Source organism: Paenibacillus terrae (assembly GCF_005217525.1).
Taxonomy (GTDB): domain Bacteria; phylum Bacillota; class Bacilli; order Paenibacillales; family Paenibacillaceae; genus Paenibacillus; species Paenibacillus terrae_C.
In genome coordinates, this window is the sequence record NZ_PNXQ01000013.1 from 54,325 (window position 1) to 78,939 (window position 24,615).

The following is a 24,615-nucleotide window of genomic DNA, read 5'->3' on the forward strand; positions in this document are numbered from 1 at the left end:
CCCTGATGAATAGGGGCTTTTCTTTTTGTTATTTATTTTGGTTTTATGATGTAACAATCTACGAGCTGATCGTTGCCCATACCAATGAATCGGAGTATAGAAGCTTTATCTCGAACAAAAAGAACGAGGCTCTGCAATCGCGGATGATCGTGATGCCGATTCCTTACAATCTTAAAGTTTCGGAAGAAGAAAAAATTTACGCCAAGCTCATTGAACAAAGCGACATGAAGCATATTCACATCGCCCCTCATGCGCTGCGGACGGCTGCTATTTTCTCTGTACTTACCCGCTTGAAGGAGACGAAGAAGCAGGGCATGGATCTAGTCAAAAAGATGCGTATGTATGATGGAGAAGAGGTGGAAGGCTACAAGGCAGCCGATCTGAAGGAAATGCAAAATGAGTTTCTGGAGGAAGGCATGTCCGGGGTAGATCCAAGGTACGTCATCAACCGCATTTCCAGTGCGCTCATTAAACAAAATGTAGAATCCATCAATGCACTGGACATTTTACGAGCCATCAAGGATGGTCTGGATCAGCATGCTTCCATTACGAAGGAGGAAAGGGAGCGCTATCTGAATTTCATTTCCGTGGCCCGTAAGGAGTATGACGAACTGGCGAAAAAAGAAGTCCAGAAGGCCTTTGTGTATTCGTTCGAGGAATCAGCGAAGACACTGTTTGACAACTATCTGGATAACATCGAAGCCTTCTGCAATTGGGTGAAAATCCGCGACCCGCTTACGGATGAGGAACTCGACCCGGATGAACGGCTGATGCGTTCGATCGAAGAGCAGATTGGGGTATCAGAAAATGCGAAAAAGGCGTTCCGCGAAGAAATTCTCATCCGGATTTCCGCTTACTCACGCAAGGGACGCAAGTTCGAATATCATCATCATGATCGGCTGAGAGAAGCGATTGAGAAAAAGCTGTTCGCTGATTTGAAGGATATTGTGAAAATTACGACCTCGACCAAAACACCTGATGCTAATCAGCTCAAACGCATGAATGAGGTGATTAAGCGATTGATTGAGGAACACGGTTATACAGGCGCCAGCGCCAATGACCTGCTTCGGTATGTAGGCAGTCTGTTAAATCGATAAAATTCGGTAAGCTTAAGGTAAGCAAAAGCAATAGGCTGGAGTAATGAGTTGTGATGGACGACGACGTAGCTGAGCGGAAATATCTATCGGTTGCGTAGCCTATGAGGAATCCGGTAACAGCACTGGGAGTTTCAAGTGCTTGCTACCGGATTTTTTTTATCATGAAGGAGTTATTTCAGGTGCTTGTCCATCATGGATATGCGAAAACTCACAATGAATTCACTAAATTTATAACATTTTCCAAAAATGCACCGATAAATGTGGTAATGTTAAATGGATGTAAACTATTTATTGGAGGAACCTTATGATTGATGTAGCTGAAAGTAGATTAAAACAGATTCAATATATTGGAATCACGGATGATGATTTGGCTTTATTGCATCTCCATCAGGGTTTGTTCCAATCTGTTGTGAATGAAGTGGTGGATCGATTTTATGATCATGTGGAGAAGGTCCCGCACCTCATGTCGATTATCTCCAAATGGTCCAATATTGAACGTTTAAAGAAAACACAACGAGAATACTGGCTTTCTCTGGCAGATGGGAAAATAGATGAACCATTTATAGAGCACCGTCTTTTTGTAGGTCAGGTGCATTCCCGCATTGGTCTGTCCTCGGATTATTATTTGGGCACATACATAACTTACTTGGACATTGCAGTAGATATTTTGAAGCATTCGGGGATCGACGATTGGTATTCGATTGTTCACGCTCTTTCCAAAATGTTCAATCTGGACTCCCAGCTTGTGCTGGAAGCTTATCAGAAGAAGGAAAAGGAGCAAATTAACGAGCTGGCCGCTGAGCAGACACAAGTATTAACCGTTGTTTCCCGAATTGCTCAAAATTTGACTGGTATGATTGCTGAATTGCGTGAAAATACAGATAATATAGCAGATAGTGCCCGTACAACAGCCTCTTCGCAGGAACATACGGAAGAATTGGTACAGCAGTTGGGCGATGAGATCAAGCATATTGAGCAGATGAGCGGCACGATTCGCGAGCTGTCGGATCAGACACACTTGCTGGGGCTGAATGCGGCGATTGAAGCAGCACATGCGCAGGAAGCAGGGCGAGGGTTTCAAATTGTGGCACAGGAAGTACGCAAGCTGGCATCCAATTCCAAGCAGGCGCAGGAGCAAATTCAGGGCAAGGTACTGGATATAGCCCGTATGCTGAACAGTGTGCAATCCGAAACGGCTGCCACAACAGCCAGCGCCCGACAACAGGCCTTCAGTTCTGAGGAATTGGCTTCCTTCACAAAGCTGATCGAAAATATGGTGAAGGAATTGGAAACGCTTCAACATCCCGGCGAAAGGATGTAGTTGTGAGAGGATAGAATGAGTTGTATCCCGGGGAGAGCTTTTTGAGGAAATAACGCTCTCCCTCCATGGAGGTCCAATCCACGCAATCGAGGAAGAGCGTAATACTTATAAGGAATTGATTGTTTTCTTCCATTCAGTATGAGCCGCAAAAACCCTTTTCCATAACTCGTCCCGTTCTTGGTGACTATAGTCCACAAGGGGCTCACCAAATACATCTGCCAACACTTCCAGCCACTGCGATTTATGATCCAGCTCTATTTTTTCCAATCCGTTCAGCCCGTGCTTTTTCCAAATACAGCCTCTTAGTTCATTCGTCTCTAATGCTTGTCTTTGCCGAATCAGAAACAGGTTGAACCATGGAGAATCCACTGAGCGGCTATAGAAATGATGTTTTGGCATAAACTCTTCCAAATCCCGAACAACCGCAGGGTCATAATCAACGCCAACAAATGAAGCCAGCGAATCATGCTCTAGCCGCCAGCCATTTGCAACAACCCCGGACTCCGTAACCTTATATTGAAGAGGGGCTTGTTCATAAGTGCCCATACGGAGTGGAACAGGCTCATATGGCATATCGCCTAAACCAACATCAACAATCCATACTTCATCTTCGTGCTGCTCATTTAGCAAGTTCACGGTTAGCCCAAGGTGAAATGAATTGATGCGTGGCTCTGCCCCTAAAGGCTGAACCCCGGCGCGATGCAGGAAAACCTTGTAGCCTAGCGAATGTAGTAGTGCACTGAAGGCACCATTCAGATGAAAACAATAACCGCTTCTCCCCTGTAAAATAAGTTGAACGGATTCTTGGAAACCAATGGCAGCCGGCTTTCCTGCAAAAATGTCCACCGTTTGCCACGAAAGATGTTTCACATGGGCCTTATGCAGCTCAAATAAATAGGATTGGGTAGGAGGCAGAATGTCTTCAATTCCGATCCTGTTTAGATAAGCCTTTATCTCTTCTTTTGTCATGATGTACATGTGCAGTCACCTCTATTGTTAGTTTCCCCAATTCTCTTTTCGGAACTAATGATCCTGGAGTCTTATCCTCATTGTAGAAGGGGGGCGTACTGATAACAATGCTATAAATTTTTGATTGTACCGGTACAATCAGTAAGTGGATTCGGTTCAGTGGCATGTAGATTTCCCATAATTAGTTGTCAGAACATAAAAAAACAGACCGTTTCGTCAGGTCTGTTTTCTTGTTTAGTTACAAGCCGACAGATTATATCAGCGCTCTAAGCTCACGTCGGTATTTGTTTAGCTGTGCGAATGATGGAATAACACGTTTGGCAGAACGGATGCCGCCTATTCTGATGTTGCGGACCACATGATAGGGAGAGATCAAAAGCGTGTGAAGCAAATGTAAATCATGGGTGCTCAACGGACGATATCGTTGATAGTAGTCGACCGCGCGCAGCATATTGGTCCCGTTCCAAAGAGAATTTCGATGTAGAAGATGGGATAAGTCTTTCATTCTTACGTGCAGGGAGCAATTTTCAAAATCGATTAAATGGATCTTGAGCCGTCTATCTTTAATCAGATTGGGGTAATTGTAATCGCCATGTATATATGCGCCTGCTTTTTGCTCCGAGACGATTGCTTCTCGAACCTTGGGCTGCTGTAAATGATTCGACACTTCTTCACAGAGAGCCACAAGATGTGCTGTGCCTTTGTAGGGACTGAGGCGTTTTTTGTATCCAGCTATTTCATCACCCAAGCCCTCGTAACGTATTCTGGCTGTGGGAGCTTCGGCGACAGGAAAGCCTACGGCGCTGGAGTGAAATTTGGCTAAGGTGGAAATTCCCTTTTTGAAATCTATTTTTTTGGTGAAATTTGGTCTTCGTCCATCCACCCAATTGGTTAACGTATACGAAATGCCTTCATGGGTCATATAAGCGGTTTTCTGCACTGTCGGATAGACCTTTTGACTACGGGTAAACCCGCGCTCATCCAGGAAGGACAACACGCGTGTAATAAAACGAATTTCATCCTCCGGGAAGTTGTAAGGCTTTAAACAATAGGTCATGTTGGCGGTCTCAATCATGTATATGTCCTTCACTTGACGAGTATGTTGAATTTTGATTCCGTACATCTGCTCAACGTTCGATAAAATCGACATTTTGATCCTCACTTTCTGTTATGCATGGGCCCATTCCTGCAAAATACGAATGATTTGCAAACGAAGGGGCCACGATTGATCCCAATTGTCCAAGATCTCGCGGTCTCTTGATCGAGTCGGGTGTAGGGAGGCGTGCCATGCTTCACGTGGCAGCTTATATAAGGCTGTAACCATTTTTCGTTCAGTTCGGCTTAGTGGTTTGCGTTTTTGGTATCCCTTCAGCAAGGATTGCACAAATTTAGGATTGAATTGGGTCGTATTCATAAGGGCCTTCGCCAGATCTGCATAGACTGAGCCGACCTTAACTCGATCCCAATCAATGATTTTGAGTTGACCATCATCTGAAATCATGACATTGGGGATCGTGATGTCGCTGTGTATCAAAGAGGGGAAACGGTTTTCCTTCTGAAGCAGCTTAACAATGGATGTATCCTGCAAATCCTTCCATGCCTGTCTAGCTAAACGTTTGCAGTTTTTTCCATGAGTGCTGTACCAGTTGCGGTATTCTTTGTCATGACGACTGATTTGTGTTATTTTTCGTTGAAAAAGACGGTCCTGTTTTTTCCATATTCGCAATTGTTGTAACGTAGGGGATTTCCCCCTTCCAATCTGATGCAAGCCAGTGGACGTGGCGTGAAGCGTGGCAAGTGCCCACCCAAGCTTTTCGAAATCTTCAGCATTTTCCAATCCCCGCCCCTTGATCCACTGACTCATATAAAATGGCGTTCCTTGAAATAAAGTCCATAGCTTCCCGGAATGTGTTGGGAGCCACGCGGGCATGTAGCTGTACTTTCTCTTTTTCAAAAGCCTGATCATGCTTGCTGCCTGCTCCATCTGCTGGATTGTATTGGAGTGGATCATCTTAGTACGGTTAAAGGGCTTTAATGCATAAGTTCCCTTTTTCGTTTTTACCTGGATTACTGCATTTTTTCGGTACATGGATGAGACCAAGCTTGATTTTAACGGGATCAGGCCAAAACGACTGGTGATTTTGCGAATCTGTGCTTTGGTATAGGATTTCGCCATAAGTACCTCGCTTGATTTGTGATTAAATAAAAAGGTAATCCTCTGTTAGTTATCAGTCTATTCATGATGAGGTAATAGGTGCTGTTTTAAAGGGCTATACACGTTCCTTCTAGATTTATGTTATATTTCTTTACATTAAAAAAACGTCTTTTCCTGAAAAGAGCGGTTTATTTGCGTTCCATTCGGTAAAAGGTTTAGTTTTGTTTATTTTTTTGGTACACTATCCTGAAAATTAAGTTGAGACGAAGGTACTAAGCAGAGAGTGCGTCAACGCTGGGCAGACTTATGATCGGTCTTGTGGCAGGGAGGAAAAGACATGGATAAAAAAATATTAATAGCGGACGATGAGCCCGGCATTCGCAATGCCTTGGCCTATGCGTTGCAAAGAGAAGGTTTTTTAGTAGAAACCGCTGTTGACGGGGAGGACGCATTGGAAAAAGTCCGTTTGTTTCACCCGGATGTGCTGGTGCTCGATGTGATGATGCCCAAGCTGGGCGGATATGAGGTGTGCCGTCGTTTGGAAAGTCGGAAGGGCATCGGTATTCTGCTGCTGACTGCCAAAAACGATATCGTGGACAAGGTGCTCGGGCTGGAACTGGGAGCGGATGATTTTATGAGCAAGCCCTTTGATCTGCGAGAGCTGCTCGCCCGCATCAAGGCGCTGGTACGGAGGCTGGAACGGGAAGGAGCACCTGCGCCAGAGGGATCAGAAACGATACTTGGCCCGTTGCGAGTGCGTCCGTCCAGCAGGACGGCTGAACTGGAGGGAACAGTGCTGGAGCTGACACCCAAGGAGTTTGATGTGCTGGCACTTCTGGTGTCACACGCCGGGCGGGTGTACACACGGGACGAGCTGCTGCAGCAGGTATGGGGTTTCGATTATGCAGGTGGAACACGGACGGTGGACATTCACATCCAGCGCCTGCGCAAGAAGCTTGAGCCTTATCAGTCGTTATTGCAGACGGTATATGGAATTGGCTATAAGGCGGAAAAGATGCTGTGAACGAACGGCGGTTGCTTGGCGCTTGGCCCATCCACTCACCATGTCGATTCTTAATCCAGGCGGACACGAGGTTCATCGTTAACGAGAAAGTCGTACCAGCGGTTGCGAAAACGAACCTGAGGCCCGTCTGCGGGTACGTGCGCCTCCATACGGAGCGCCTCAGGGATAGGACGCGGATGCTGGCTTTCCACCACGGCTCGATCCTCTTCCAGCACCCTGCTGCTATATCTGGAAAAAATCCGGCTCATACCCGGTACAAATTTGGAAAAATTACGTCCAGCCAGCCCGTAGATGGCGGTCACCTCCTGCTCAATTGAAACAGGTACCCTGAAATTGGAAAGAGGCTATATGAAATTAATCAATAGAAAAAGGAGTACCTCCCCAAATCTCGAAAGTGTTAAGCACCACACAAAACACAGAGATGAGAGGATGGACTCGCTATGTCATATATTCGACACGAGAGGCAATATTTATATGAAAAGGGATAAAAGCACAACAACCCGATTACGCCTTCAAATATGCAACTCTGGATGCTGGGTATGATTATGAGCCGATCTACGAGCAAATTCGCCAAGCAAAAGCTCATGCGATCATCGCTTACAATCGACGACGTGAATCCGAATTAATGGGATTTGATGAGCATTTTTATTGTCCAACTAAGTGTAGCCGACCAATATTTGGTCCCAATAGAGTGGGTCAAGTGGGTTCCAAAGGAGTGGGCATTTTGGATTCTAATTAAGAAGTGTAAAAAGACGCATTCCGTTTTTTCGGACTACGCCTTTACTTTCGCTATATACTGGTCGTTTGTTTCTATACAACTATACAAACTTGCGATGATGCTTCTTGCCGTCGTATGAGAATAAGGCCAGCTTGCCTTCAATCATCGTTTCCAAATGAACGGTCCGCCCCCATAACTGATACACATACGGAAGCGTACGCTCCATATATTTTAAATCCAGCTCAATCCCTTCAAACTGATGCTTGAGCTTCAACTCGCCAGTGTGCAGATAATCTCCATCCTCAACGACGATATAAGGGGAGCCGCCATTCACACGCGAGAATACGAGCTGGTCCCGTATGTTCTCCCACGATTTATCTGTGATTTTCCAATCCGGCCCTCGTTTCTCAAACACGTATAGATCCAAATCCTCTGTCAGTTTCTTGGTCATGTAATTGCGTATAAAAGAGGTGTCTGAGTCAAATTCCCGTACCTCGAACATTTTAGCGCGTCCTTCGCCTGGTTTGCGTCCTTGTCGATCCTGCTCTTCACGGGTTGGGTTATCCCATCGCTTTTCAATATCCTCAAATATTTTAAGCCCCAAATAATACGGATTCAGGCTTTGCTTGGAAGGCTGTACGACAGAAGCGTTCAGCAGTGCAAATTCAACGGTTTCATCCCCGGTCAAATCCAATTCCCTGACAATCCGCTGATGCCAATAGGAGGCCCAGCCTTCATTCATAATTTTGGTCTCCATCTGGGGCCAGAAATACAGCATTTCGTCCCGCAGCATCGTCATGATATCCCGCTGCCAGTCCTCTAGCACTTCCGAAAATTCCTGAATAAACCAGACGACATCCTTCTCCGGTTCAGGCGGGAACTGTCGTATCTGTATGCCTCCGCTTTCCGTCGAATCCGGCTGTGGCTTCACCGTGTCCAGTGACCACAGATCATCGTAAGGACCGTCTGGGCGCTGCCGTTTTCCCGGTTCCTTTTGTTCACGGACTTTAAGCTCCATATAGCGCTGTTTATCCAGATGTTGTGGTTTGATCAACTGCGGATCAATATGTTCCTGTATAGCCAGTACCGAATCAATGAAGGATTCGACGGCCTTCGAACCGTATTCCATTTCATAACCGCTGATCCGGTCTGCTGTGGCGGACATACTCTCCACCATATTGCGGTTGGAGGCCGAGAAGCGGGCATTGTGCTTGAAAAAATCACAGTGCGCCAGCACATGGGCGACAATCAGTTTATTCTGAACCAAAGAATTTCCCTCCAGCAGGAAGGCGTAGCAGGGATTGGAGTTGATAACCAACTCATAGATTTTGCTCAGGCCAAAATCGTACTGCATCTTCATTTTATGAAATGTTTTTCCAAAGCTCCAGTGGCTAAACCGAGTGGGCATCCCGTAGGCTCCAAACGTGTAGACAATATCGGCCGGGCAAATTTCATACCGCATCGGATAGTAGTCCAGCCCGAATCCGCTGGCAACTTCCATAATTTCAGCAATGGCGTATTCCAGCTCCCGATGGTCACTGCTCATCCAGCGCTCCCCCCTTCCCGTTTGCGAAAAAAGGTGCGTAAGGCTTCGTATACCTCGCCCTTTTCCTTGATGACGTAATACATGAATTGATCCATCTTGATGTTCTTATAGGCCGACATCAGTGTGCTGCTGCGGTTATATTGATTCACTTCTCCATAGCCGAACATGTTGCTGCGCTTCATAAGCTCCTCGATTAACTTCACGCACCGCTCGTTGTCCGAGGTCAGATTGTCGCCGTCAGAGAAATGGAAGGGATAAATATTATAGCTGGAAGGAGGATAGCGCTTGTCGATAATCTCCAATGCCTTGAGATAGGCTGAAGAGCAGATCGTGCCACCACTTTCTCCACGAGTGAAAAATTCCTCCTCTGTAACCTCTTTGGCTTCGGTATGATGCGCCAGAAAGACAATCTCCACCTTTTCATATTGACGGCGCAAAAAGCGGGTCATCCAGAAAAAGAAGCTGCGGGCGCAATATTTTTCAAAAGATCCCATCGAGCCGGAAGTATCCATCATCGCAATGATCACAGCGTTGGATTGAGGGATGGTTTTTTCCTCCCATGTTTTATAACGGAGATCGTCAGGACTGATATGATGAATGCCCGGCTTCCCCTGACGAGCGTTGCGACGCAGATTTTCGAGAATGGTTCGCTTCTTGTCAATGTTGGCCTGCATGCCTTTTTTGCGTATATCATTGAATACGATAGACTCAACCTCAATCTGTTCCTTGTCTTTCTGCTGCAAATGCGGTAATTCCATATCCTCGAACAGCATATCTTCCAGTTCTTCCATGCTGACTTCTGTCTCCATGATATCGTGTCCAGGCTGGTCTCCGGCCTTCTCGCCTTTACCGGGCTTCTGGGAAGCAGGATCGCGTCCGATGACATCGCCCACCTGACTGTCGCCATCCCCTTGCCCTACATGCTTTTGCTTCTGATAATTATAAATGAAGCGATATTCGTCCAGACTGCGAATCGGCACTTTAATAATCTGCTTACCGTCTGACATGATAATATTTTCTTCCGTAATCAGATCAGGCAGATTTTGCTTAATCACATCTTTGACCTTCTGCTGATGACGCTGCTGGTCTTGGTACCCTTTGCGATGCAGCGACCAATCTTCGCGGGATACGACGAATGAATATGGCTGACGTGGTTCCGGCATTGTTAGGCACCCCCCAAGTGGATACACGGCACAGTTTGGCCTTGTTGGTTATTAAGTATATTCACGGGGATGTACGATATGTGATGGAACTCGATTTAAATTCTGCCCGTTTGCTTTTATAATGAAAGTAAAAAATGTAAAAAAAGAATGGAGAACCTTGAGTTATGGAAGAAATTGCAGTACTTATAGTAGACGATGAACAGGGGCTGCGGGATATGCTGACAATGGTGTTAAAAAAAGAAGGATTCCTTCATGTTAAGCATGCAGCAACGGGTCAGGAAGCGCTGCAAGTCGTGATGGAATCTCAGATTGATGTGATTGTGCTTGATGTTATGCTCCCTGATAGCGATGGGTTTGAGGTGTGTCGTCATTTGCGTCTATATACGGAAGCTCCTATTCTTTTTTTGACGGCAAGAGATACAGACCTGGACAAATTAATGGGATTTGGTATCGGGGGGGACGATTATATTACCAAACCGTTTAACCCTCTGGAAGTCGTTGCGCGTATGAAAGCTCGAATGAGATATCGGAAAGTTCCGACTGTGGCCATGAAACCGTCCTTACGCACTTTAGATTTTGGATATTTTCGTCTGGAGTTGGAATCCGGTGTGTTGTATGTGGAGGACAAGCAGGTCGATTGTCCGGCACGTGAATGGCTACTGCTGGTATTTTTATGTAAGCACCCAAACCGTATTTTCAGTGTACGGCAGCTATACGAGGCGATATGGAGCGAGGCCTTCTTGGGTGATGAGAAGACTGTAGTGATTCATATCTCCCGTTTACGAAAAAAAATAGAGCCTGAACCTAAGCAACCGCAATTTTTAATTAATGTAAGAGGACTTGGTTATAAAATGATGTCAGTCAAGAGGGAGGAGCAAGAATGAACCCTCTGGTTAAAATGTCCTTTCGTTTTATGAAAGTAACGTTATGCTTTGTACTGGCCTATGTTCTTTGTTTTGTGTTCTGCACGATCATATATATTTTTATAAAAAGTACATTTGCTGCATCTCATGGTGCATCTCAAAATATAAATATTGATCTATTCTGGACAGGACTTGGTATCGTGCAAAGTATTGTATTCATAGCTGCCTATGGATGGTATATTGGTAAGCCACTAATTTACATGATGAAATGGATTGGAAATATATCAACGGGGGAATTCCAAGCGCCTCTAAGTGAGTTGAAACTGCGAGAGCGTAAAAAAAATCGGGAAAATAGTTATAAGCTCCCGTATCAATTGTATAGAGAGCTTTTTGAACAAATGAACATATTATCTGCTCAATTGCGCCGTAATGAGGAGGAGAGAGTGGAAATAGAAAAGCGAAAACAGCAGTGGGTAGCAGGCGTAAGCCATGATCTGAAAACACCGTTAACCTATATCGAAGGATATGCAGCCATGCTAACTGCCCAAGAGTATGATTGGTCTGATGAAGAGAGAAGAAGCTTTAGCATATGCATCAGTGAAAAAGTGACGGAGATGAAGCAGTTGATTCAGGATCTAAATGCTTCTATGCAGTTCAAGGAGAGCTCTCTGCCGATTCAATTGAAGGAGGAAGACATTGTAGAGTTTCTGCGCAATGCAGTCATAGATATCGCTAACCATCCTTCAGCCGAGCAATACGAATTTTCTTTTACGTCAATGGAAGCAACATGTATTATGCTCTTTGATAGCAAATTATTAGGTAGAGCGCTACAAAATTTTTTAATTAATGCGATCATCCATAACCCACCAGGTACACATGTTTCAATGGAAGTGAACAAAGCGAACGATAAGCTTCATATTTTTATCGAAGATGACGGCATAGGAATAATTCCAAATGAGTTCATGCGGGCGTCTCACTCCAAAGGTCATGGAATACCTATTGCCAAAAGCTTTATTGAAGCGCATAACGGAACGCTTCATATCCTTCCAGGAAGTAAAACGGGTACAAGGATGGAGATTTCATTGCCGCTAAACATCTAACTTTTCAACATCTGATCTCACATTTTGAAGCTTGCTTGTTTTTTTGCCTGCTGTTTATGAACTGTTTACTTGATGTTAACTTTACTTCAGTAAACTATATGTAACTAAAACTTCAGCATTAAAAGTCGAGAGGAGATAGGAAATGTCTGAATATGTAATACATACACAGCAGCTAACTAGGCGTTTTGGAAAACGGGAATTTGTAAAACGATTAAATCTCCAGGTACCCGGAGAGCAAATTTATGGATTTTTAGGACCTAATGGGGCAGGTAAAACAACCACGATTCGTATGCTGCTCGGGCTGATTAAATCCACAGCTGGAGAAATTGAGATTTTCGGGAAAAAGCTAAAGGATCAGCGTATGGAAATTTTGAAGGATGTTGGTTCCTTGGTTGAATCACCTGCCTATTATGCTCATTTATCCGCATATAGAAATTTGGAAATCGTTACAACGATGCGTGGACTGCCGACACGAAGAATTCATGAAGTGCTGGATTTGGTGAGATTAAGCAAGGATGCGTATCGTCCGGTAAAAGGATATTCCTTGGGGATGCGACAAAGACTGGGGATTGCCATGGCACTTATTTCTAATCCCAAATTGTTGATTCTTGATGAACCGACGAATGGTTTGGACCCGTCAGGTATCCAGGAAATTCGGGAGTTAATTATGAACTTGCCTGGCGCTTACGGAATGACGGTACTGGTTTCGAGCCATTTATTAAGTGAGATTGAGCAGATTGCAACCTATGTAGGAATTATTAATCAGGGTGAAATGATTTTCCAGGGAACGATGAAGGAACTCACAGCCAAAAGTAAGCCTCAATTATTCATCGAAACCCAAGATCCTGTTCTGGCTGCAGGAGCACTGATTCAGCATGGATGGACGGCTGGAGCTGAATCCATGGAGCCCAAAGAAGTCGTAACTCCTATTGTGGATCGGCAACAATCTTCGGAGATGATTAAGGTGCTTGTGGAACACAATCATCCCATTTATCGGGTAACAGAAAAGAAAAAAACATTGGAGGAGATATTCCTTGAACTGACAGGTAAGGAGCGAAGCTTATGATACTCCGGGTTATAAAGGCAGAGGGATTCAAGCTAAAGAAAATATGCTGGTGGCTTCCTCTTCTACAGGGCTGTGTACTTACAGGTATGACTGCCGTGGAATGGTATCTTTACTTTCGGCAAGGGCCAGGAGGTGTCTATGCTGGTTTTGCTGTTATGTTTATGTTTCTCTCGTTTGTGATGCTGCTTGGCGGTACACTTTTAGCGAGCATTATGGCGGGTACAGAGCATGATACTGATACATGGAAACAGCTTATGGCCATGCCTGTTCCCAGAAGCTACATCTATTTATCCAAAATAGTATGGATCGTGATTCTACAGTTTGGTACCGCCTTGATCACTATAGCAGGGATGAGCCTTATCTGGATGCTGTATACAAACGAGCCAATTCCTTGGCGGATTATGCTGTTGCAGCCGATTAATGCAAGCTTGGCTACTCTACCAGTACTCGCAATTCAACTTTGGCTTTCTACGCTTTTCACTAATCAAGCATTCCCATTAGCGTTTGGTATATTTGGTTCTATTGCAAGCTTGTTTTTGGCACGCACAAGTATTCTATGGATTAAAATATTGCCTTGGTCATACCCTGCACTATCAAGCCCTCTGATTAAGGAACACATGATTTGGGTGATCGTTGCTTTAAGTGCAGGGATCATCTTTACGGGACTTGGTACATTACAGTTTACCAAGCATGAATTCAAATAGAGAGGAGAAGCTACATGGGCTCTATTTTACGCGTGGAAACGATAAAGCTTCAATGGATCATGGTATGGATTCTCATTATATTGGATGCGGTCATAAATTCTTTATTGGGAGTCTTGGAACTGAACGATTTGAAGCAGTTTTTTTCGCCTAGCTGGTTAACTTTATACACCTATTCAGCGCAATTTCACTCTATGTTTTTTTATCCGCTCTATTGTGGAATTATCGCTTCTCTTTTGTGTGCATACGAACATCGAGATGGGGGATGGAAGATTTTATTGAGCAGTCCGTATCCTCGCCAACAAATCTATTATGCAAAATATATATTGCTCATTCTCATACTGGGGCTTGATCAGCTTATATTCATAGTAGGCTATTTTGTAAGTGGAAATATAGCAGGTGCTCCAGGAGAAATCCCTTGGTCTGTCGTCCTTTCTACCGGTTTGGGAGGGTGGCTCGGGATTTTCCCTCTAGCAGCACTACAGCTTATGCTCTCGATAAAAATCCGGAATTTTGGAGCTTCTCTGGGAATGTCCATTTGCTGTGTGGTTCCTAATATTGTCATAACAGGCTTTCATTCTACTATAGGTGCGTGGTTTCCTTTTACGATTCCTTATTATATCATGATGCCTCAAACAGCGACTTATGCACCCAGAGTTGAGCCTTATAGCCTTGGATTGATTGTGATTTTTACGTTTTTAGCTTATCTGTATGGTGGAAGAAAGATGTTTGTGAATAGGGACTGGTTGTAGTTAGGATAGCATTAGGATGTAATCCCAAGCTAGCTCCTTGTTCTCAGAAACCCCTAATAAAGTAGCAGCAATTCCAGCAACGCCTTCAAGCATGCCCGCTTTTGACAGCCAGATCTGAGAGCCGTCCGCCTTTGGCTCGGGATCAAGAAATCCAAGTGGGCTATCCGCTTGAAAGCGATCAAGTAGACGGCTCGATAATTGTTGGACAAGTGGGATAAGCGCAGGCTCCTTACTGTGACACCACATTCGCCAAGATATCATGAGTAGACCGGCAAGACCGTGACAGAGTGCAGAGGAGTCCATTTCCCGTTCAGCCATCTCATAGGAGATTGCACTGATACAAGCTTTTACAGCCAATTTTTGCAGATCATCATTATGGAGAGCCTTTCCGGCAAGAAATAGGGAACAGGCGATGCCGGGTGTACCGTAACACCATGCTTCTCTTGCTCGTTGGAAATCAAACTCTAGTGACCCTGTTTCAGCTTCAAATGGAACAATATGAGGCCAGTAGAAGCCGTATGTATCCTCATGTTTATACTTAAGCAACCATTCCGTAATGGATTCAATCGCTTGATATTGACCTGTTACTTCAATTCCAGCACTGTATGCAACGGATAATAAAGCCAACGGACCAGGAATACCATGTGCCATTCCACAATTGAAATTACCCAGAGGATAGTTACGTTTATCCCGGCCTAAAAATTGAAACTTTTGGGGAGAGTACCACCCTGGGACATAACGACTGTGAATATGTATGGGATGTGTAAGATGAGTGAGAAATTGAAGAATAGGCTCAACAAGAGGAGTACAGATGGGGTCGGTTGAACTCTTCAAAATATATCTTCCAATCCCTGAAGCTCCCGAAATGGTGTCAAAGGCTTGCATAGGCATCCCTTCGTGTAGACCTAATTGTTCTGTATTCGACTGAAGCCATTGTTTCGTTAGAGGAATCATCCATTGATGGATCTGATGTAAGAAATTGCTGTAGTATTCGCCATGATTGGAAGCCTCACTCACGGAAGAAGCAATACCTGCCCATCCACTGTAAAGCGAGACATCGTTAAGACCATTTTTAGCAAGTGAAGCTTGGATTTGAGCCATGTTCAAGTGTATAGCCCCATTCCAATCATACGAAGAGTCTGTAGCACGCCATTGGGATAGTAAATGAATATTACCAGGATAACCATGGGAAAGTGAAGTTCCTCCCCAAGGGTGGTACTTTGTTTCCGGCGAAACATTGTGTTCTGCATGGACTGCCGTATAGACGGATTCGGGATCGCATAGACGGAAGGCAATCTTTTTACTGATATCTCTTGCACGAGCTTGATCGGATTGTTGCATAACAAAACTATCCATTGTCATATGAATGCCCCCTTTATTTTTTTCTCATTAATATTGTCGCTAAAAGCTGCTGAGTTGTCCTTAAAAATACTAAAAAGTAACGAAGGTTTATCTTAAATGTACTCGTTGAAATTAAGACAAATGTAAGAATTTTATAAAGTCTAGTTAAGATTATATAACTTATAATGAAATTGTAAAAAATAAAAGGAGGTAACAAGATGAAAAATCAATTTGATCTGGACTTGCAAGTAGCTAAAAATGAGGTTGCTCCTAAAGAGGTCCAACCAGCCAGTGGTCTTATCTGTACTCCTTCATGTGCAACAGGTACTTTGAATTGTCAAGTTAGTCTTACCTTCTGCAAAACGTGTTGATAACGAGAAAATATGGAAAAAAGGCACGGTTTCTATTACCGTGTCTTTTCCCATATGAATATGGGGAGGATTTATGGTCAAAGATTTGCAGGGGAGATCAGTTGAAATCAGTAAGTATATAGCACAAAAACTAACAGACCTATCATATACAGAAAAGATAGTTATTCATAAAAACAATCTCTCACCTTCACGTGGAGTGGCCCCTTGGAATCCGGGCTCGCTTGCCGATGGAGTTCCAGGTGTATTAGTGTTGTTGGCCGAATGGGGTTATCTGGAGCCAGATCAATATTGGGCAGAGCATGTGCATGCTCAATTGCTGTACTTACACTCTAACTCTTTATTATTGCTGCCTCATACTTCTCTTTATTACGGAACAACAGGAGTGGCTTATGGCATACTGTTAGCTTCCAATAACAGAGATAACTATAACCAACTAACGTCTCAACTGAATAAACATATTGAAGTTGAATGGGGAAAATTCCCTCTGATAAGCTCAACAAAAGAGTTCAGCAAGCAGATGGATTTCATCAATGGACTGCTCGGAGTTGGCAGATACACATTGGAGATTCCTGAAGACAAGGCGATGCGTGATCTGTCTCGTCAATTATTGGATACCATTACGTGCTTCATACCTGAATATATTCATTTGACGTCAAGAGTAGGTTCGGCTTCAATCCATCTAGGTTTGGCGCATGGTATTACCGGAATACTTGCACTGCTTGTCACTGCCCTACAAAAAAAGATCGAAGTTGAAGGAATACATGAGGCTATAAAGCATATAGCCGATTTTTTGCTTATTCAAATTCAGGAGGATCAATATGGTTTGTATTGGCCTGTAAACTCTCAAGTGGCTTCAATAAACAAGATAGAGAACAAAGAAGGAATGAGAGAAATTGAAGGCTGGTGCCATGGAACCTTTGGAATAGCCTGGACTCTATTCAGAGCAGGAAATGAGTGTAGTAATGAAGAATGGAAAAAGATAGCGGAAAAAGCTGTGGAATCCATATTTTGCTTAGATGATGAGCTATTAAATGCGTTATCCCCCACTTTCTGTCACGGATTGGCGGGTTTGCTTCATATGGCTCATAGATTCTATTACTTAACCGGTAATATAGCAGCGTTACACTTTGCCGATCAGATAGCATTAAAGTTAGTGAATTTATACGATGAAGAGCTTCCGTTTGGATACCAGGATTTGGAGGGGACAACTCATGTTCATAATATAGGAATACTGCAAGGGGCAACAGGGATTGCATTAAGCTTGTTGGACTATGGAATAGGGAAGGAGCAACCTAAATATTCAGGGAGATGGAGTGAATTGTTTCTAATTTCGTAGCGGCTCGGTCTTAACTGCTTTATCTGAAGCATTGGTTTTGGGGGGATTAGATGAAACATAAATTTATGGTTATATCATCCTTTAAGAAAATTAAGCATTTTTTTGAGACTTTAAGAACTCCAGAAAACGTTCAAATCATGTTTTATGATTCGCTTTACCAGGCTCTACCGGAGATTGATGAGCAGTGCATCGGTGTAGCTTTGAATCAGGATCATGTAACGCTAGAGGATTTGTCTTACTGGCACACCGTTAAAGAAAAATTTACGGTCCCATTTATCTTCCTGTCCTATCATTGTGATGACAAACGGCAATTGGATCTCCTCAACCAATTGTTTTCCATGGCTTCATCTGAATATGGAATGGAGAGAGACCAGGAGGTAATTAGTTTATCACCCAATGTCATTTTTGATCCTGCTGGAAAGGTTATTTGGAATCAAGGGCATGAGCACATGCTGACTATGATGGAATTTCGATTATTAATGTATCTCCTTACAGCGAGAGAGCGTGCATTGACGATTGATCACATTATAGACAGAGTATGGGGGGTTGATGCTTTTACTACATCTAATACGGTGTATGTGCATATTCGAAAATTGAGAGAGAAAATAGAAGATGATCCAAGTCATCCGAAAATTTTAGTAACATGTCATGGAATCGGTTACAAGTTGAATATATTTCCTGAAAATTTGGAGGTGGTCAGTTGTGAAGAGCCAACTGCATTACACTGATACTCATAAACTACATAAAGAAGAAAGAGTTAAGGATGAAAGGTGGTTCAGTGCATGTGATTTCTTTCTAATCAGAGCCCCATTACTACCGATAGATCAATATTTTCAGGTATTTTCGGGCCAAGATTTGGACAGCAAGCTTACTTTGGAGGAAATAACTCGTAAACTAAAGCTGGTTTCCCAGGAAGCTGTTATTCAAGAAGCTATATCATTAGCCTCTCCGTCCCTTATGCAGTTTCTACACTACTTGAACGATGACAATGCATTGGATGATAAAGGAGAGTTACAAAAGTATGAGAAGACGTTGAACAGCTTTTATCGTTATTTTATTAGGATGACTACCCGAACGACCCCTTTTGGTTTGTTCTCGGGAGTAGGGCAGGGGATCTGCGGCAAGTCTACCCATTTGGATATCGGTACCTATAATAAGCATCTTAAGAGAGCTAGACCTGATATGGAATGGATATATAAACTTATTCAAAAAATCGAAGCTGATCCAGCTATATTTAATCAATTAAAAGTCTCCTTAAACAAAACGGTTATGATCAAAGGAAACCGAGCCAAATTACCTTTTAGACCTAAGCATGGAGCAGCAGAAGCTGATGATTCTGCAGAAATTTTTAGCTCCATTCATCTCTCTGATGTCGTTCGCCTGACGTTCGAAGCTACAGAGTTTCCAATTCAGGTAATGGAACTAAAAGAAATACTATTGAAAGCATTTCCTGACGCTACTATGGAAATCATCGTTAATTATTTGAGGCAACTTGTAGAGCAAGAATTTATTTTGAGTGAGCTTAGACCTCCGTTAATGGATCATTCGTCCTTTCATTACATAATGGAAAAAATTAAAAAGTTGGATGTTACCGATCAATGGATTCATAATTTACATGAAATCGATACTTTATTACTTCGATATAATCAATGCACTATTGGGGAAGGAGCAGATGTCTATCGGAAGTTAAGTAGCAAAATGCTGAATATAATTTCTGTGAAGACACCTGTACAAGTTGATGTCAAACTGGAAAAAGAGGTCACTCTGCCGCGACATGTGTTGGATGATGCTGCAATAGGTGCTGAGATCATGTGTAGATTGTATGCACCTCCCCAAACTTATGAATTGGCAGAATACTTGAATCGTTTTTTGGAGAAATACGGTGTGTATCAGGAGGTCCCAATTAATGAATTGTTTGATGAGGATTGGGGACTCGGAATACCGGAGATGTACCGTACAAATATAGAGAAAAGTTCAATGGAGGATGTAGGGGCGTTTAAACGCAACGCTATTCTTTTTCAATGGGTTGCGAATGCAATTTCTAACCATGAAATAGAGCTTATCCTGACAGATGAGCAGGTAGAAGAACTTACAGTTTTTGATAATTTTGAAGCTTCTCCTGAAACGATGGAGATCTATTATAGTATTTATGCTAATTCCCCTGAAAAGGTTGATTCTGGCGATTATGCGTTGTTACTTGGAGCAAGTGCTGGTTCCAATAGAGCGGGTAAAACTTTTGGTCGTTTTCTGGATATGTTTAATGAGGAATTTGTCCAAAAATTCTCTGAAGTATATGATCATCACCGATGTTTCCATCCAGAAGCATTGTTGTCAGAGATGGTTTTTATGCCTGAACAGGGAAAAATATCAAATATATCACTAAGTAAAAATTTAATGGAATATGAGATTGTATCTGGAACTACCTCTTCTAAAGACAAGGAGCATACACTACACATTGATGACTTGCTGGTGGGTGCAACTCTTGACCGTTTCTATGTCAAATCCAAATCTTTAGGTAAAGAAATAATCCCCTTGCAAACACATATGCTTAATTATAAGCTTTCACCACATATATTCAGATTCCTAACGGATGTTACCAATAAAGAAATTGGCATGTGGTCCTATTTTAACTGGGGACCATTAGAGCAATCACCTTTTTTACCAAGACTAGTGTATAAAAAGGTTATTATTAGTGCTGCACAATGGAAACTGAGCAAGGCCACATTGAACATTTCAAAACTAAGTGAACCAAAAAAAGGAGAAGAGCTTTTTCATACATGGAGACAACAATGGAATGTGCCGCGCTATGTTTATTTAACGATGGGTGATAATCGTCTTTTACTAGACTTGTGCAATCTCTTTCATGTGAAAGAACTGCTTCGTGAGTTGAGCAAGACACGTGATGGACAGGCGCTTCTACTTACTGAATGTCTGGGTGACCCTTCCCACACTCCATTACATGGGGCAGCAGGTAAATATATGGGGGAATTTGTGTTTCCATTAAAGAAAAAAAATATAAAGGTGAAACCTGGTATCCCTAGTTCACATAATAAGATTGCACTCCAAAATTTTACTACCCATACTCCTGTCAGCATGAATAGAGGGATATTTCCAGGAGGGGATTGGTTATACCTTAAATTGTACGGAGTCAAGGAAAGAGAGACGGACCTTATTGGTTTAAGTTTGGGTCAGCTATTATACAAGCCCGATTTTGAGGACTGGAGTGAAAAAGCCTATTTTATACGGTATGTTGATCCTGAACATCATATCCGTCTACGATTCCAGGGAGACCCTGATAAGCTGTGGACAACTGGTTTAGCGCAATTAAATCAGTGGGCAGTCCAAATGCGTGAAGAAGGACTTATAACGAATATGATTTTGGACACATATCTTCCTGAAATAGAGAGATATGGGGGACAGACACTTATGGAACTGGCAGAACAAGTTTTTGACATAGACAGTAAATGGGTCGTCTCCTACTTGGGGGGAGTTCGTTCTAAATTTTTTAATTTGGACGTAGAGATTGCGGCGGTTATTAATATTATTCATTATCTGAGTGGCTTTGGTTTAACAATTCAACAGCAAGTCGACTGGCTTGAAGAGAGAATTGACAGCAAGCCGCATATGAAGGCATTCAGGGATATTAAAAAAACATTGATCACCTCTGTAGAACCGAACTATGAATGGATTCGGCAGGCGGATATGGTCTCACAGACCGCTTTTTTGGAACTTGTAGAAAAAAGACAAGCCAGCATTGAGCGGTATGCTCAAGCAATAACCCTTGCTAAAAATAATAATGTGCTCACTAATCATCCTAATGATATTTTGGGCAGTGTAATCCATATGCACTTGAATCGTCTGCTTGGTGTTAATAGGGAGCGGGAAATGAAATGTATGGCTTTAGCAAAGCACACACTAGCTAACTTGTTGCACCGGAAAGGGGTAGGCCATGTCACAGTCTAATGGGCAAAAAAATGATTTGGTGTCATTGTCTTATAAGAATATATTTCGTACTTTTTTATTTTGGCCTCGTATATTCAGATTACTATGGGATACTCATCCCGCCTTTCTAATTGCTATACTCATTACTAATTTGTTTAAAGGTGCGATTCCTGCTGTGATTCTTTTAGCTACGAGAGAATTGATCAACAGTGTGGTGGGAGGGGTGTCAGGAGGAAGCTTTCAACCTGTTTTTATTGCTTTTGGCGTCTTAATAGGCATCAACATTGTGTATGATTTGATAAGCATAGGAGAAAGTTTTTTTCGAAAAATGTTTCAAAGTCAACTATCAAACCAAGTTAATATCAGACTTATTGAAAAAGCACAGAAGATGTCTTTGCAGTCGTTTGAGGATGCAGATGTCCAAAATATGCTTCAACGGGCTCAGGGAGAGGCAGATTACAGGCCTTTTGAAATTTTTACTCAAATCCTGGCCATTATTAGTAGTGTTGTAACCTTATTTTCAGTGGGCGCTATTCTTATAGCGTGGAAATGGTGGGCGTTCTTATTTATTTTTCTTATTCCCTGTTTATCATTCTATTCTTTCTTACGCATCGGACAAAGAGAATTTAATGTTCATTTTCAAAGGGCAGGAAGGCAACGCGAATCCTGGTACTTGTCTTTTTTAGTTACCAGAGATAACAGTTTTAAAGAAGTGAAAATTTTTCAATTGGGAGACTATTTGCGAAAAAGATATAAGACTATACTTGAAGGATTTTACCGTGAGGATAAAGTTCTAGCAGTTCGTAGGTCATATACTTCTCTTGTATTTCAAATTGTAAACCAGGGGGCAGGTGGATTTATTATTTTCATGGCAGTACAAGCTACTTTTGTAGGCCAAATTTTAGTAGGGAACTTGGTAAGCTTAATTCAGGCTATAACGTTAACACAGTCAACATCCCAGAGCATCGTACAGGGAATTTTAAGCTTGTGCCAAAACAATTTATACATTAAGCAGCTATTCGACTTTTTAGATATGCCTGAGGAAGCGGAGACACAAACAATAAATCAGAGTTTGTCCGCCATTCAAAGTATTGAATTTCGCAATGTTTCGTTTAGGTATCCAAATACTGAGGTAAATGCAATTTCAAATGTTAGCTTCACTCTTTCTCAAGGAGAGAAGCTAGCCATTGTAGGAAGAAATGGTTCGGGTAAATCAACCATCGTTAAGCTGTTGACTCATTTGTACTCAGAATTTGAAGGGGAAATTTTAATTAATGGGCACTCTATACATGAAATGGATAAAGATAGCTTCAGAGAAAAGATAGGAGTTGTTTTTCAGGATTTTGTACATTATGAGATGGCTGTTAGAGATAATATAGGTTTTGGAAATGTGTCTTCTAGAGAAATGGATGAGGACATTTGGACAGCTATAGACAAAGCTGGAATTACAGATTTGGTAGTCAGTCTGCCCGATAAAATTGATACCTTGCTTGGAAAATGGTTTGAAGACGGACAACAGCTATCTGGAGGACAGTGGCAGCGTATTGCAATAGCAAGAGCTTTCATGAGGAACGCCGATGTATATGTCTTGGATGAACCAAGCTCGTTTTTGGACCCACACGCAGAGAAAGAGGTTTTTCAAAAGTTTGATCAGCTTGTAAATGAGAAATTAGGAGTGTTTATATCTCACAGATTGTCCTCTGCACGCATGGCGGATACCATCATTTTAATGGAGGAGGGCAAAATCATTGAGACAGGGAGCCATGAATACTTACTGGATATGAACGGGGTATATGCTGAAATGTTTCGGCTACAAGCCTCGTCGTATCTTCCACAACGAGAATGTGACTTTCAGGAGGAAAATACGTCGCCCTCTTTAGTAAGGACGACAGGTGGATAATAATAAAGGACAAATACCCTCCTGTGTTGTAGGAGGGTAATTTCTATCCCATCCACAGCAGTCGAATTACAGCCATACTCACAATACCGACAATAACGGTAGCCAGCAGGTTTTTGCTCCATAAGGCAGTCACCAGTGTAGGAAGGATCGCAATAAGTACTTGCCAATTAAAAGTGACGGAGCCTTCCGTTCGGACGAGCAAATGTTCCATGACGAGCGCCGTAAAAATGCAAATAGGGATGTAGGACAGCCATTGGAGCACTGGTTTGGGCAGCGCCAGCTTTTGCAGTACGACGAAGGGAATGATTCTCGGGATGGCTGTGACGACCATGCCGCCGATAATGATGTACATGACGTTGGGATCAATGTTCATTTGTCGGTTAACACTCCAATCGTTGCGGTCATCACAGTAGCTACAATGACGGCGATATGCGACGGCACCCACCAGGACAAAAGGTACATCAGCACAGCCATACACAGCACGAGCAGCAGACGGTGCTTGAGCTTGGAGATCTGGACGCTTTGCAACTGGGAAATAAGCAGAGCTAGAAACATAGCTGGCAAGGCAAAATCCAGACCAAATGCCTCCGGCCGGGAAATCCAGTTTCCGAGAATCCCTCCTGCCACACAGGAGGCAATCCAGACGAGATATGCGGTGATATTAAGTCCGTTCATCCAGCGATCGCTTACCTGCCCGCCTTTAGCCAATTTATCCGACGCTACCCCAAAGGATTCGTCTGTCAACAGTACGCCGATGCCTATGTTTTTCCACAATGAATATTTTGAGAAATAAGGAGCCAACGATGCGCTTAACAACAGGTGGCGGGCATTCACAATGAATGTCGTTAAAATAATGACAGAGGGGGGACTGGACGCAGCCAGCATCGAACACATAATAAATTGGGAAGCTCCTGCGTACACAAGCGCTGACATCAGGGCAATTTCCATCGTGCCCACACCTGACGAGGCCCCCACAATGCCTGCCGCGAAGCCAATGCACACATAACCGAGCAACGTAGGGATACAATCCTTGACTCCTTGTAAAAAGTGGAGTGGATCGCGCTCCGTTTCGCTCAACCCCGAAGCTATAGACATTTCAACCTTCCCTCCATTCTAAATTTCATTATAGTATATAACGGAACCTCGAAATTGATCAATATATTATACAATTGTATGTTATGTTGAACACCAATTTGATAATAAAATGTCATACATCTATATCAAATAAAAGGAGGTGATGAAGCGACTGA

General features: G+C 42.9%; 21 protein-coding genes and 1 pseudogene. 13 read left to right on the forward strand and 9 right to left on the reverse strand.

From position 1 onward, the window contains the following. A pseudogene (locus C1I60_RS14355) lies at positions 1 to 1,097 on the forward strand (protein prkA); the annotation flags it as partial. 304 nt (positions 1,098 to 1,401) lie between these two features. Beyond that, positions 1,402 to 2,418, forward strand: coding sequence for a globin-coupled sensor protein (locus C1I60_RS14360; protein ID WP_137062350.1), 1,017 nt, complete (start codon positions 1,402 to 1,404; stop codon positions 2,416 to 2,418). 105 nt (positions 2,419 to 2,523) lie between these two features. Here the strand turns inward: C1I60_RS14360 and C1I60_RS14365 are convergent, their stop codons facing one another. The 3 genes from C1I60_RS14365 to C1I60_RS14375 all read right to left on the reverse strand — a co-directional run bounded on the left by C1I60_RS14365 (position 2,524) and on the right by C1I60_RS14375 (position 5,563). After that, positions 2,524 to 3,396 carry an arylamine N-acetyltransferase family protein gene (locus tag C1I60_RS14365; RefSeq protein WP_137062351.1) on the reverse strand — a complete coding sequence of 291 codons (873 nt, stop codon included), beginning with the start codon at positions 3,394 to 3,396 and terminating at the stop codon, positions 2,524 to 2,526. 244 nt (positions 3,397 to 3,640) lie between these two features. After that, on the reverse strand, positions 3,641 to 4,537 hold the full coding sequence (locus tag C1I60_RS14370; protein WP_137062352.1) for a phosphotransferase: 897 nt from the start codon (positions 4,535 to 4,537) through the stop codon (positions 3,641 to 3,643). 18 nt (positions 4,538 to 4,555) lie between these two features. Beyond that, a complete protein-coding gene (locus C1I60_RS14375; RefSeq protein WP_137062353.1) occupies positions 4,556 to 5,563 on the reverse strand; it encodes an aminoglycoside phosphotransferase family protein in 1,008 nt (335 codons plus the stop codon). A 316-nt stretch (positions 5,564 to 5,879) separates the two neighbouring features. On the opposite strand from C1I60_RS14375, the gene C1I60_RS14380 reads away from it, so the two are divergent. Next, on the forward strand, positions 5,880 to 6,566 hold the full coding sequence (locus C1I60_RS14380) for a response regulator transcription factor (RefSeq protein WP_137062354.1): 687 nt from the start codon (positions 5,880 to 5,882) through the stop codon (positions 6,564 to 6,566). 50 nt (positions 6,567 to 6,616) lie between these two features. On the opposite strand, the gene C1I60_RS14385 is transcribed toward C1I60_RS14380, so the two are convergent. From C1I60_RS14385 to yhbH, 3 genes are all read right to left on the reverse strand, one after another. Continuing rightward, complete coding sequence (locus C1I60_RS14385; RefSeq protein ID WP_252361722.1) at positions 6,617 to 6,868, reverse strand: hypothetical protein; 252 nt, start codon at positions 6,866 to 6,868, stop codon at positions 6,617 to 6,619. 516 nt (positions 6,869 to 7,384) lie between these two features. Further along, positions 7,385 to 8,830: a SpoVR family protein gene (locus C1I60_RS14390; RefSeq protein ID WP_137062355.1), complete on the reverse strand. Its 1,446-nt coding sequence runs from the start codon at positions 8,828 to 8,830 to the stop codon at positions 7,385 to 7,387. Next, a complete protein-coding gene (gene yhbH, locus C1I60_RS14395) occupies positions 8,827 to 9,993 on the reverse strand; it encodes a sporulation protein YhbH (RefSeq protein ID WP_137062356.1) in 1,167 nt (388 codons plus the stop codon). The genes C1I60_RS14390 and yhbH overlap by 4 nt, the downstream gene beginning before the upstream one ends. Before the next feature lie 164 nt (positions 9,994 to 10,157). Between yhbH and C1I60_RS14400 the strand changes: the two genes are divergently transcribed. From C1I60_RS14400 to C1I60_RS14420, 5 genes are all read left to right on the forward strand, one after another. After that, a complete protein-coding gene (locus C1I60_RS14400; RefSeq protein ID WP_137062357.1) occupies positions 10,158 to 10,877 on the forward strand; it encodes a response regulator transcription factor in 720 nt (239 codons plus the stop codon). After that, positions 10,874 to 11,956, forward strand: a complete 1,083-nt coding sequence (locus tag C1I60_RS14405) for a sensor histidine kinase (RefSeq protein WP_137062358.1) — start codon at positions 10,874 to 10,876, stop codon at positions 11,954 to 11,956. The genes C1I60_RS14400 and C1I60_RS14405 overlap by 4 nt, the downstream gene beginning before the upstream one ends. A gap of 142 nt (positions 11,957 to 12,098) precedes the next feature. Then, a complete protein-coding gene (locus C1I60_RS14410) occupies positions 12,099 to 13,022 on the forward strand; it encodes an ABC transporter ATP-binding protein (protein ID WP_137062359.1) in 924 nt (307 codons plus the stop codon). Then, positions 13,019 to 13,726, forward strand: a complete 708-nt coding sequence (locus tag C1I60_RS14415; protein WP_137062360.1) for an ABC transporter permease — start codon at positions 13,019 to 13,021, stop codon at positions 13,724 to 13,726. Before C1I60_RS14410 ends, C1I60_RS14415 begins: the two co-directional genes overlap by 4 nt. A gap of 14 nt (positions 13,727 to 13,740) precedes the next feature. Next, positions 13,741 to 14,475 carry an ABC transporter permease gene (locus tag C1I60_RS14420; protein WP_137062361.1) on the forward strand — a complete coding sequence of 245 codons (735 nt, stop codon included), beginning with the start codon at positions 13,741 to 13,743 and terminating at the stop codon, positions 14,473 to 14,475. On the opposite strand, the gene C1I60_RS14425 is transcribed toward C1I60_RS14420, so the two are convergent. Continuing rightward, positions 14,476 to 15,837 (reverse strand): lanthionine synthetase C family protein, encoded by a 1,362-nt coding sequence (locus tag C1I60_RS14425; RefSeq protein ID WP_137062362.1) that lies wholly within the window; start codon positions 15,835 to 15,837, stop codon positions 14,476 to 14,478. It abuts the gene before it with no gap. A 197-nt stretch (positions 15,838 to 16,034) separates the two neighbouring features. On the opposite strand from C1I60_RS14425, the gene C1I60_RS14430 reads away from it, so the two are divergent. The 5 genes from C1I60_RS14430 (at position 16,035) to C1I60_RS14450 (ending at position 23,365) form a co-directional block, all read left to right on the forward strand. Continuing rightward, positions 16,035 to 16,187: a gallidermin family lantibiotic gene (locus C1I60_RS14430; protein WP_137062363.1), complete on the forward strand. Its 153-nt coding sequence runs from the start codon at positions 16,035 to 16,037 to the stop codon at positions 16,185 to 16,187. Between the two features lie 73 nt (positions 16,188 to 16,260). Continuing rightward, positions 16,261 to 17,523, forward strand: coding sequence for a lanthionine synthetase C family protein (locus C1I60_RS14435; RefSeq protein WP_137062364.1), 1,263 nt, complete (start codon positions 16,261 to 16,263; stop codon positions 17,521 to 17,523). Positions 17,524 to 17,573: 50 nt separating this feature from the next. After that, positions 17,574 to 18,251 (forward strand): winged helix-turn-helix domain-containing protein, encoded by a 678-nt coding sequence (locus tag C1I60_RS14440; protein WP_137062365.1) that lies wholly within the window; start codon positions 17,574 to 17,576, stop codon positions 18,249 to 18,251. Continuing rightward, positions 18,226 to 21,486, forward strand: coding sequence for a lantibiotic dehydratase (locus tag C1I60_RS14445; protein ID WP_137062366.1), 3,261 nt, complete (start codon positions 18,226 to 18,228; stop codon positions 21,484 to 21,486). The genes C1I60_RS14440 and C1I60_RS14445 overlap by 26 nt, the downstream gene beginning before the upstream one ends. Then, the gene (locus tag C1I60_RS14450; protein WP_137062367.1) at positions 21,473 to 23,365 is read left to right on the forward strand and encodes an ABC transporter ATP-binding protein; all 1,893 of its coding nucleotides are present in this window, start codon (positions 21,473 to 21,475) and stop codon (positions 23,363 to 23,365) included. Before C1I60_RS14445 ends, C1I60_RS14450 begins: the two co-directional genes overlap by 14 nt. Positions 23,366 to 23,408: 43 nt before the next feature. On the opposite strand, the gene C1I60_RS14455 is transcribed toward C1I60_RS14450, so the two are convergent. Then, the gene (locus C1I60_RS14455) at positions 23,409 to 23,738 is read right to left on the reverse strand and encodes an AzlD domain-containing protein (protein WP_137062368.1); all 330 of its coding nucleotides are present in this window, start codon (positions 23,736 to 23,738) and stop codon (positions 23,409 to 23,411) included. After that, a complete protein-coding gene (locus C1I60_RS14460) occupies positions 23,735 to 24,460 on the reverse strand; it encodes an AzlC family ABC transporter permease (protein WP_137062369.1) in 726 nt (241 codons plus the stop codon). The genes C1I60_RS14455 and C1I60_RS14460 overlap by 4 nt, the downstream gene beginning before the upstream one ends. Positions 24,461 to 24,615: the final 155 nt, after the last annotated feature.

Excerpts from the sequence above, each read along its gene's own strand:
- C1I60_RS14410 (WP_137062359.1), top strand. The coding sequence starts at position 12,099 with ATGTCTGAATATGTAATACATACACAGCAGCTAACTAGGCGTTTTGGA.
- C1I60_RS14455 (WP_137062368.1), bottom strand. The coding sequence starts at position 23,738 with ATGAACATTGATCCCAACGTCATGTACATCATTATCGGCGGCATGGTC.
- C1I60_RS14430 (WP_137062363.1), top strand. The coding sequence starts at position 16,035 with ATGAAAAATCAATTTGATCTGGACTTGCAAGTAGCTAAAAATGAGGTT.
- C1I60_RS14405 (WP_137062358.1), top strand. The coding sequence starts at position 10,874 with ATGAACCCTCTGGTTAAAATGTCCTTTCGTTTTATGAAAGTAACGTTA.
- C1I60_RS14380 (WP_137062354.1), top strand. The coding sequence starts at position 5,880 with ATGGATAAAAAAATATTAATAGCGGACGATGAGCCCGGCATTCGCAAT.
- yhbH (WP_137062356.1), bottom strand. The coding sequence starts at position 9,993 with ATGCCGGAACCACGTCAGCCATATTCATTCGTCGTATCCCGCGAAGAT.
- C1I60_RS14420 (WP_137062361.1), top strand. The coding sequence starts at position 13,741 with ATGGGCTCTATTTTACGCGTGGAAACGATAAAGCTTCAATGGATCATG.
- C1I60_RS14375 (WP_137062353.1), bottom strand. The coding sequence starts at position 5,563 with ATGGCGAAATCCTATACCAAAGCACAGATTCGCAAAATCACCAGTCGT.
- C1I60_RS14425 (WP_137062362.1), bottom strand. The coding sequence starts at position 15,837 with ATGACAATGGATAGTTTTGTTATGCAACAATCCGATCAAGCTCGTGCA.
- C1I60_RS14440 (WP_137062365.1), top strand. The coding sequence starts at position 17,574 with ATGAAACATAAATTTATGGTTATATCATCCTTTAAGAAAATTAAGCAT.
- C1I60_RS14400 (WP_137062357.1), top strand. The coding sequence starts at position 10,158 with ATGGAAGAAATTGCAGTACTTATAGTAGACGATGAACAGGGGCTGCGG.
- C1I60_RS14435 (WP_137062364.1), top strand. The coding sequence starts at position 16,261 with ATGGTCAAAGATTTGCAGGGGAGATCAGTTGAAATCAGTAAGTATATA.
- C1I60_RS14460 (WP_137062369.1), bottom strand. The coding sequence starts at position 24,460 with ATGTCTATAGCTTCGGGGTTGAGCGAAACGGAGCGCGATCCACTCCAC.
- C1I60_RS14450 (WP_137062367.1), top strand. The coding sequence starts at position 21,473 with ATGTCACAGTCTAATGGGCAAAAAAATGATTTGGTGTCATTGTCTTAT.
- C1I60_RS14370 (WP_137062352.1), bottom strand. The coding sequence starts at position 4,537 with ATGTCGATTTTATCGAACGTTGAGCAGATGTACGGAATCAAAATTCAA.
- C1I60_RS14360 (WP_137062350.1), top strand. The coding sequence starts at position 1,402 with ATGATTGATGTAGCTGAAAGTAGATTAAAACAGATTCAATATATTGGA.
- C1I60_RS14390 (WP_137062355.1), bottom strand. The coding sequence starts at position 8,830 with ATGAGCAGTGACCATCGGGAGCTGGAATACGCCATTGCTGAAATTATG.
- C1I60_RS14415 (WP_137062360.1), top strand. The coding sequence starts at position 13,019 with ATGATACTCCGGGTTATAAAGGCAGAGGGATTCAAGCTAAAGAAAATA.
- C1I60_RS14365 (WP_137062351.1), bottom strand. The coding sequence starts at position 3,396 with ATGTACATCATGACAAAAGAAGAGATAAAGGCTTATCTAAACAGGATC.